Origin of the sequence: Vibrio sp. 10N.222.48.A3 (assembly GCF_041475345.1) — a bacterium.
Lineage (GTDB): Bacteria > Pseudomonadota > Gammaproteobacteria > Enterobacterales > Vibrionaceae > Vibrio > Vibrio tasmaniensis_A.
The window spans coordinates 1-9,193 of the sequence record NZ_JBFRVX010000433.1 but is presented as its reverse complement, the minus strand read 5'-3'; the positions used below and the strand labels follow the sequence as shown (position 1 = coordinate 9,193).

The 9,193-nt window shown below is 44.0% G+C and carries 10 protein-coding genes; 6 read left to right on the top strand and 4 right to left on the bottom strand.

Features of this window, described 5'->3' with window-relative positions:
• On the top strand, nucleotides 1-736 hold a 736-nt coding region (locus AB4653_RS13200), incomplete at its 5' end, for a zinc-binding alcohol dehydrogenase family protein (protein WP_372104388.1).
• Between the two features lie 151 nt (nucleotides 737-887).
• Here the strand turns inward: AB4653_RS13200 and AB4653_RS13195 are convergent.
• Together AB4653_RS13195 and AB4653_RS13190 are read right to left on the bottom strand one after the other, a co-directional pair.
• The gene (locus AB4653_RS13195; RefSeq protein ID WP_102257573.1) at nucleotides 888-1,496 is read right to left on the bottom strand and encodes a CIA30 family protein; all 609 of its coding nucleotides are present in this window, start codon (nucleotides 1,494-1,496) and stop codon (nucleotides 888-890) included.
• A gap of 42 nt (nucleotides 1,497-1,538) precedes the next feature.
• Complete coding sequence (locus AB4653_RS13190; protein WP_102257574.1) at nucleotides 1,539-1,805, bottom strand: DUF3081 domain-containing protein; 267 nt, start codon at nucleotides 1,803-1,805, stop codon at nucleotides 1,539-1,541.
• Between the two features lie 380 nt (nucleotides 1,806-2,185).
• Between AB4653_RS13190 and AB4653_RS13185 the strand changes: the two genes are divergently transcribed.
• Nucleotides 2,186-2,602 carry a VOC family protein gene (locus tag AB4653_RS13185; protein WP_009844811.1) on the top strand — a complete coding sequence of 139 codons (417 nt, stop codon included), beginning with the start codon at nucleotides 2,186-2,188 and terminating at the stop codon, nucleotides 2,600-2,602.
• Nucleotides 2,603-2,816: 214 nt separating this feature from the next.
• Here the strand turns inward: AB4653_RS13185 and AB4653_RS13180 are convergent, their stop codons facing one another.
• Both AB4653_RS13180 and AB4653_RS13175 read right to left on the bottom strand, forming a co-directional pair.
• On the bottom strand, nucleotides 2,817-3,716 hold the full coding sequence (locus AB4653_RS13180) for a DMT family transporter (protein ID WP_102257575.1): 900 nt from the start codon (nucleotides 3,714-3,716) through the stop codon (nucleotides 2,817-2,819).
• A gap of 42 nt (nucleotides 3,717-3,758) precedes the next feature.
• A complete protein-coding gene (locus tag AB4653_RS13175; protein WP_102257576.1) occupies nucleotides 3,759-4,733 on the bottom strand; it encodes a LysR family transcriptional regulator in 975 nt (324 codons plus the stop codon).
• 100 nt (nucleotides 4,734-4,833) lie between these two features.
• Between AB4653_RS13175 and AB4653_RS13170 the strand changes: the two genes are divergently transcribed.
• The 4 genes from AB4653_RS13170 to AB4653_RS13155 all read left to right on the top strand — a co-directional run bounded on the left by AB4653_RS13170 (nucleotide 4,834) and on the right by AB4653_RS13155 (nucleotide 8,513).
• Nucleotides 4,834-6,186 (top strand): MATE family efflux transporter, encoded by a 1,353-nt coding sequence (locus AB4653_RS13170; RefSeq protein ID WP_102257577.1) that lies wholly within the window; start codon nucleotides 4,834-4,836, stop codon nucleotides 6,184-6,186.
• A 256-nt stretch (nucleotides 6,187-6,442) separates the two neighbouring features.
• Nucleotides 6,443-6,688 (top strand): hypothetical protein, encoded by a 246-nt coding sequence (locus AB4653_RS13165; protein ID WP_009844815.1) that lies wholly within the window; start codon nucleotides 6,443-6,445, stop codon nucleotides 6,686-6,688.
• Nucleotides 6,689-7,069: 381 nt separating this feature from the next.
• Nucleotides 7,070-8,074, top strand: coding sequence for a response regulator (locus AB4653_RS13160; RefSeq protein ID WP_012600962.1), 1,005 nt, complete (start codon nucleotides 7,070-7,072; stop codon nucleotides 8,072-8,074).
• A 1-nt stretch (nucleotide 8,075) separates the two neighbouring features.
• The gene (locus AB4653_RS13155) at nucleotides 8,076-8,513 is read left to right on the top strand and encodes a PAS domain-containing protein (protein ID WP_009844817.1); all 438 of its coding nucleotides are present in this window, start codon (nucleotides 8,076-8,078) and stop codon (nucleotides 8,511-8,513) included.
• Nucleotides 8,514-9,193 lie beyond the last annotated feature (680 nt).

Genomic DNA, 9,193 nt, shown 5'->3' with positions numbered 1-9,193 from the left:
CGCTGGTGACGTCACTCGCATGGGAGCTAACGCGGAATACCAAGCCGTTGATTACCGTATTGCGGCGAAAGCACCAAAGAGCCTTTCTGATGAAGCTGCTGCTGTGATGCCGCTAGCGACACTCACTGCGTGGGAAGCGTTGTTCGATCGCCTACGTGTTCGTCCTGAAGAGCAAAAGTCGATTCTGATCATTGGTGGCGCTGGTGGCGTAGGTTCAATCACTATTCAATTGGCGAGCCAACTGACTAACCTGACTGTCATTGCGACGGCTTCAAGACCTGAAACCGAGCAGTGGGTAAGGGATATGGGTGCAGACCATGTGGTGAATCACCGTAACTTGGTTGAGTCTGTGCGCGAGCAAGGCATCCAGCATGTCGATTACATTTTTAATGTTGCGGATACCAAAGGGCACTGGGAATCGATGGTGGAGCTGATTGCACCACAAGGCATGATCAGTTCGATTGTGGAGTTCGATGGTGGAATTGATCTGTCGGCGCTTCAAGGTAAGTCTGTAGGTTTTGTGTGGGAGCTGATGTTTACACGTTCACTGTTCAACACAGACGATATCCAGAAGCAACAAGACATCTTATTCCAAGCTGCGAACTTGATTGATGCAGGCCGCATTAAATCGACACTAACGACGACGTTGAATGGTTTTAGTGTTGAGACTCTGAAAGATGCGCACCAACGTATTGAAAGCAGTACGTCGATTGGAAAAACAGCCATTAAATATTAATAGCTAATGATTTAGATCTTTGACGGTTTGAAGCATTGACCTTTTGAACGCTTGAATGGAAGGCCCCTGATATCTATCGCGAATCGGTAAGATATCAGGGGCTTTTGTTCGTCGGTGGTTTATTCAGACTTTACCTTATTCCAACAAAGCGTTACTCCGTTTCTTGCGAGGTTTTGAATTGAATCTGAAGTAAGTTTAGCTCGAAGGGCAGAGGCTGTTTGTCTGCAATCAAAAAGCCGATCTGTTTAATGTCTTGAGCTTTAAGCCCCGGCTCTCCGTTGAGTAACCGACCTCTAAACACCGCTTGAAAGTCGTTTAGTCGGAAAATTTTCTTGAGTTGTTCACCTTTAATTGTCTCAAAGTTGTGCTTGTAGTTGGTCCTGTTTCCATCTATCCACGTTGTGAACCTTAACTGGTAAGTACGACCATCACCCACAAACGTCAACTCTACGCTGTCCGTTTCAGAGCTTAGTGTTTTAACAGAGCGATTGATTGAACTGAAGCCACCATTGTTCTCTAACGATAGTTCGCCCTTAAATTGACTCGTCTCGCCATCATGAATAAGACCGCCTGTTGAGATGCCGCCCATCACATTGTCGTTGGTCGCTGTCCAATTCTTCTGTTCGTTCGCTTGTGTAAAATCAATCATATCTATTCCTGCTACAGATACTTGACACCATAAAAAAGAAAGGCTGAGTATTAGGCACAAAGAAGCGATTCGTTTAGGCAGTAAGTGCGTTTTAAAGTCAGTTTCGTGCATGATTTTCTCCAATAGTTATTAGGGCGTGTTGACCTTTCGTACTTACGGAGAAGGCTCTGTAGCAAGCATAGCCAGACAATGGTTGATGAAGTCTTCATAGTTCGACGCTTGGTCGTATTCGATTTTTAATGAACCGTGGAACATCAGGGTTACCGTAACGTCTCTGTAGCTTAGCCAACAGGTGTAACCGTCGTAATCATGCCAAGCCGTCATTTCGCCTACTTGATATTTATTGTTCAGCTGTTCGCCCGTTGAACGAAGGTAATCGAACACTCTGAGAAATTCTTTGATGGTAATTCTGCTGTCCATGTATCACTCCCGCTACGCAGTCGACTAAAAAATACTAAGTGCTTGTATTTCAATTAACTACGGTTTGGTTCTGCATTGCGATCACTGAGGGGAGGCCTGTATACAGCATCCATTTCATCGGCTCACTTTGTGGAAGGTGTGGTTTGGAGAGAACACCTCCCATAAAGTCACTGGTATTAAGTACAAAGAACATAATACGAGGCAAGAGAGTTACGTTGGACTAAGTCGTCTAAACTTACTGTTTGTATGTAGTCAAAGCAGAGCCATTTGGACTCTAAAGACGTTCTCGAAAATAAACGTAAATTAGTTCTTTACCTCAACTTAACTTGAGGTATTAGGATATGCAACGTTGCTTAAGAGAATACTTTAAGGAGAGAAGAATGATCCAACTTGAACATGTAAATTTAGTGGTTAAAGATATCCCAGAGATGCTGACTTTCTATAAAGCAGCTTTCCCTCACTGGTATGTGCGTGATGAAGGGCAAGGCGAATGGTCTGGCAAGCCACGTAACTGGCTACATTTTGGTGATGAATATCAATACATCGCGTTGAGCGATCACGGCGAAGGAGAAAACAGAGATTTGGCTGGGCATTCTGTCGGTCTCGCGCATTTTGCTTATGTAACCAACAATATCGAGAGCGTGATTGAGCGCCTTATTGATGCGGGTTTCCCTATTGCCAAACCTGGGGCTGAAGAACCTTATCGCAAAAACGTTTACTTTGTTGATCCTGCGGGCTTTGAAATCGAATTTGTAGAGTACTTGAGTGATGATCCCAAGCTGCGCAATGCCACGTAGTAGAACTCGTAATCGAGTTGGTGTACTAGAGCAAGATTGTTCGAAATAAAACGTCTAAGAAAGGGTGCTAGGAAGACTCACAGAAAAGGGCATTGTGGAATATTCCGCAATGCCCTTTTTATATCTATTAGCTGATTGGCTAACTGATCTTTACTCTGTTGGTTGCTTGGTTGCTTGGTTGCTTGGTTGCTTGGTTGCTTGGTCGCTTAGTTGGTTACTTAGCCTTGAATGGCACTAACAACTGTTTGCCAAACACGTTAATGAGTGCGCCCGTGACAATTAGACCACCACCTAGGTAAGTCCAAACGGATGGAGTCTCATTGAAGATCCACACGCCTAACAGCGCTGAGAATACGATTTGAACGTATGAGTAAGCTGAAGCTTTACCGGCAGCTTGAGTTTGCATCGCCTTGGTTAAACCGTATTGGCCTATCTGAGTGAAAATCCCGACCAGAACCAACATAATGGTTAAGAATAAGCTTGGCCATACAAAGTCGTTCCAGATCAGGGCTGTTGAGATTGGAAGAGCAACCAGCGGGAAATAGAAGATGATCACTGAGCTATCTTCAGTTTGGCTAAGCTTTCTCACAATTACATAAGCAATTGAGCTACCAAACGCGCCCAATAACGCCACCATAATGCTGAACATGGGTAACTCGCTGTTTACGCCGCTGTTCATGCTTGGTTGTACCATCACCAGCAATCCCGCGAGGCAGAATGCAATGCAGATCATGGTCGACTTTTGCACGCGCTCTTTTAAGAACAACACGCCAAGCAACGCGGTAAACACGGGATGTACGTATTGTAGAATGGTCGCTTCTGCTAGTGGCAAGGTGGTGACGGCGTAGTAAACACACATTAACGCCGCAGTACCGACAGCACCACGCACAAACAAGAGTGGTTTGTTATTACCCCAGATCGAAATGCCTTTTCGTTTCACATCGATATAGCTGATGATCAAAGAGACCAATGCCCTTGCTGCAACAATTTCAAATACAGGTATACCGTAGTTGCTGATGTATTTCACACAAGCAGACATCAGTGCGAACCCAAAAGCGGAGAGGATCATGAACCTAACCCCAACAGGGATCATTGAAACAGAGAAAGAAGGCATAAAAATATCAATCGGGTGAGGGAAGGGGAATCATAGCTTAATTTAAGAGAGTCGACCAAAGCCTTTGTCTTGCTCTATTACACCAAACCACTGATATTGCTGTGCGAGTGATTTCAGCAACTCGATCTCTTTTGCTGTCTCTTCCCTCAGCCATTCAATAAGGTCATTGATGATAGGTGTGTGTGTACGCTGGTGCATGAAGTAAGTCCAAGCACTGTGCTGAATCTTTGCATCCTTAGGGCAGTACAAGAAGCCCCGTTGTAGATCCTGCAAAACCAACAGCAAATCCGTCACCGTGACGCCTTCACCTGACAAGCAGGCACTGAGTGCCATATCCAAAGACAAGAAGCTGGTATTTCTAACGGGCTTTTTCGGCGGGGACTCGACATCAGCCAGCCACACTTTCCAGTCGTGATGATCTAAGGTTGGGTGGAGCCTTGGTAAGGTTAAGATCGAATCGAGGTCAGTATCTTTGTTCGTTAAAGTAGTCGAACAGACCGGCGCCATAAACTCTTCACGTAAGAAGGTGATGTTAGGTGCCTTGTCATAGCGTTTTTTGAAGCGTGTATGGAAGATCAGTAGGTCATATTCGCTGCTGTTGATCGATTCGTCTTCCTCAATCACAGGCACAATGACGATTTCATAATCTTGATAACGCTCGTTTAATTCCCGGACTTTAGAGATCAATACGCGCGTCGCGAAACTCAAAGTCGCTTTGATCACAATACGTTTCTGCTTTGGCTCGCCCCAAGAAGCAATAACCGCTTCGACATTGGCATAGCTTTCACGTAAAGCCACGTACAAATTGTGACCATGTTCTGTTAATTCAATCGCTCGATGCTTACGAATAACCAATGATGCGTTTAACTCATCTTCAAGCTGTTTAATCTGACGGCTGATCGCACTTTGTGTCACATGCAGCTCATCGGCGGCCAGAGTAAAGCTCATCAGCCTTGCAGCAGCTTCGAAGGCTTTTAAGCCATTATGGGATGATGGCAAGCTAGGATATGGGGTCATAATTCGTTCGCATGAGTTTATGGAATGTTAGAGTCGCAAATTTATCAATTGAACGCCAGCCTCATCGATCGTATTTTGGGCGAAATTACCTGAGGCGCTCATGAAAAAAATACTCACTCTTGCATTCCCTTTGATCATTTCACAGCTGATCTCTATGGCGTTAGTCCTTACTGATGTTTGGATGATGTCGCGTATCAGTGTGTCAGCCCTTGCGGCTGGTGGCTTAGGCGCCTCTATCTACTTTTTCATCTTTATTATTGCGAGCAGCACCGTGGGGTGTGTCGCGAACTTGATTGCGATCGCTTACGGTCAGCGCGTAGCTCGCCCTGAGTTTGGTAATACACAAATCAGATTGGCGGTGAAAGGCGCAACAATGTTGGCATTTGTGTTGAGTGTGACCTTAATGGCCAGCTTTTGGTTTGCTCCGTTGGTATTAGAGGCAGCAAAACAGCCCCAAGAAGTGATTACTTTAGCAATGGAATATGTGCATGCCTTGAAATGGGTGATGCTGCCTTCGCTTATTTTGTTGGTACTGCGTGGATTAACCAGTGCGTTTGGTAATGTGCGCTCTATTCTGGTGATGTCTATCATCACCGTAATTCTGAATGTGCCAGTGAGCTACTTCTTAACTTTCCAATTAGACATGGGTTTAACCGGTTTAGGGCTAGGTACGGCTATCGCGGCCTTTATCGTGATGCTTGGATACACGGTTTGGGTATTCAAGCGTGACGAGTTTAAGCAGTTCGCCCCTTGGTTAAACACAGAAGAGTATTCAATCAAATTAATGAGCCCTTTATTGATGATGGGTTTGCCTATTGGGCTCGCTGCATTGCTTGAACATGGCTTGATATACGGCGGAACTCTGATGGCGGGGACGATCAGTATTGCTTCTCTAGCACTGCACCAAATCCTACTGCAATGCTTAAGCTTTACTTGGAACTTCAATTTCGGTTTCTCACAAGCTGCGGCGATTTTGGTTGGCCGTGATTTCGGTGCGGGCAACTACGAAGGCATCAAAAGAACCTCGATTCTAAGCTTTATATTGGTGTCGGTGTTGAGCGTAGCCTTGTCTGCCGTGTTCATCATCTGGCCGGAAATGATCGCGTCTATCTTCAAGTTAGACGATGGTACGGGCGCAATGACTTCGCTATTGGCCTCTGTTATTTGGGTGGTTGCGTTGTGCTTTATTGTAGACGCTTGGCAGTTATTGGCGATTAACCTGTTGAGAGGGATGAAGATTGTCTCAATGCCAACCGTAATGACAGCCATTGGTTACTGGGTATTTGGTTTGCCAGCGGCTTGGTATTTGATGTCTAAGTTTGAATTGGCAGGGATCTGGGGCGGAATCGGTGTTGGTTTAGGTGTGACAGGTATTCTGCTGCTTATCCAATTGATGCGTGTCATTCAAAAGAACAGTCAGTCTCCGGATCTCTCGACTCATGCTTATTCGTGATCTGCTTGTGATGCTCGCTTTTACCATGAAAGCTTGAACGATAAACTTTGTAATGCTGACCGAGAACTATCAATTACCAGTTATCAATTACCAGTTACCAGTTTCTAATTACCAACAATGGGCTATCAGCTATCAGCTATCAGGTAAAAGCCCTGAATTGCGTACTTCGTAATTTAGACCTTGGTCTTACAGAAACCGTAAGCAAAGGTGGCTAGAATGATTTAAGTCGCTCATCGTTTTATCAAGGAAAATACAAATGGAAGTTGGATTGTTTTGGGCTGAGAAAGGAATGCTAGTACTTGGCGCTCTGTTTGTTTTGACGAGCATGATGCAGTACGGAAGACGCAGTAGTGATTGGAAAGGCGTGATTACTATGTTTTATAAGCGTATCCCAATGAATATTGCGGAATACAAATGGTACCGTCTGGGCATCGCTTTATTGGTGTTTGCTGTGGTTATTCGTTTCGCATTACTGATTCTATGGCCTACATATCAGTTTTAGCCCCTTTGCACTCATTATGTAAAACGGATAAAAACGTCAACCTGATAAACGCGTAGTAGGCGGTCAACACGTATAGGTGTTCAACATGTATGGCTGTTGCGTGAATCGGCAAGTCGAGCCTTAATAGGCTACTTATTAAGGCTGTTATTCTATAAATCATCGCAGTCATTTCATAAAATAGTGCAATTACTTTATAAAATGGCTTGTTACTATCTCTGTAGCATATTGTTTTTCATAAAGAATAATCAGAGATAATCGAATATCCGCTTTTCCCATCAATCTGACTAATAATCTACATATAAATTCATTCACCCCGTACCTGATACGATAATGATCTGTTACACTCCTCGAAATTAGCTTTAATTTGTCGGTGGTGCATTTATGTCGTTCCCAGTTCTTATATGTGATGATTCTGCATTAGCAAGGAAGCAGATGGCTCGATCACTGCCTAGTTCTCTAAATGCAGATATAACTTTTGCTGTTCATGGGCTTAATGCACTTGAAGAGTTAGCTCAAAACCAGTTTAAACTGATGTTCCTCGACTTGACCATGCCTGAGCTAGATGGCTATGGCACATTGGAAGAGATGCAACGCTTAGGTGATAACACACCTGTTGTCGTTGTTTCCGGTGACATCCAGCCAAAAGCGCAGCAGAGGGTCATGGACCTCGGTGCTAAAGCGTTTTTACAAAAACCGATCGATAAAGAAGCGTTAAAAGGCATTTTACGTGAACTTGTTGAGCCGCCAACGCAGCCTCAGGTTGTTACCCCTACCGCTTTAGATCTTCCAATACTACGCAGACGCGATATCTACATGGAAGTGGCGAACGTAGCAATCGGCCGCGCCGCCGATGCACTGGCGCGCCATTTTGATGTATTTGTCCATTTACCACTACCGAACGTGAATATTTTGGAAGTGAGTGAATTGCACATGGCACTTCGCGACTTAGCAGACAACGACCAAGTGTCGGGTGTTTGCCAAGGCTTTAGTGGAGAAGGTATTGCAGGTGAAGCGTTAGTCTTGCTGAGTGATTCCAGTGTGAGCGATCTTAAAAAGCTCATGAAGGTGCCAACAGAAAGCGAACAGTTAGAAGAATTAGAGCTGTTGATGGATGTATCTAATATCCTTGTGGGTTCATTCCTGAATGGGTTAGGTGAGCAGTCAGAAGTTCGTTTCTTCCAGAGCTCTCCGGTGTTGCTGGGTCAACACATCTCAATCGATTCCGTTATTGAAAATACCGGCGGCTCATTCAAGAAAACGATGACTTTCGAAGTCAGCTATAACATAGACGGCACTTCAATCCGTTGTGACCTTCTATTCATGTTTGTTGATGAATCTTTGCCACTTCTAGATAATAAATTGGCCTACCTAATGGAGGAGTTTTAATATGTTGAATCTTCCTGCTGAATTTGAACAGTTCCACTGGATGGTGGACATGGTTCAGAACGTCGACATGGGGCTGGTGGTTATTAATCGCGATTTTGAGGTGCAAGTTTGGAATGGCTTCATGACTCACCATAGCGGTAAGCAATCACATGATGCTATCGGTAAGTCGATCTTTGAGTTATTCCCTGAAATCCCAGAAGAGTGGTTTAGGCTGAAAACCAAGCCAGTCTATGATTTAGGTTGTCGCAGCTTTATTACATGGCCACAAAGACCTTACCTGTTCAAGTGCCGTAATGTTCGCCCTGTTACTCAACAAGCTGATTTCATGTACCAGAACGTGACGCTAAACCCGATGCGTTCGCCTACTGGACAAATCACGTCATTGTTCTTGTCGATTCAAGATGCGACTGCAGAAGCGTTAAGCGCTCAAAAGAATTAGCACCTGTCTTAATTCGAGACTCATAGCTTGTAAAGAACAATTCAAAACATCGAATAAAAATGGCTAAGGTTAATTACCTTAGCCATTTTTTTTGTTTTTTATCTTCAAACCTAATCTTCCCCCTAGCTTTTCACGTTAACCAATTCTCTTTTTCCATGCGCTTTACTGAATGTTTTAGGTTAAATCAACGAAAGGGCAGCCACGAAATGTGCTTTCGGCGCGGCAATGCTACGGGTGAATAGAAAGTGGATTTATAAAGTTTGAGTTTGAAAGCTTCATTTAATGGAGTACGAGGGCTGAATTATCAAACCCAAGTGAGTATTGGCCTCTAGATTGAGTTGTTTTCACTCTACTTTTCCAAGTGACCGCAAAACAGAAACGTCACGAGACTGCCCAATTTGGTCAAAAACCGATAAAAATTAGAAAAAAATCGAATTTATTTATGAAAAAAGGCATTTTTTTGTTGGAGAAAAGTGTGGTTTTTATGTGATTTCGAGGCACTTTCCTCACATATTTGCTTTGTGAGGGGGATATTACGTAAAAAAGGGAGGAAAACGATTGCGCAATAAACCAACAGTGTTTGCGTGAATGGTTCGCTAAGTTATTAATTAGTAAGAATTTAGTGGGGAAGTGTCACTAGAGGAGTTTTAGCAGGTATGGAATCTTTGAGAGGATAGCAT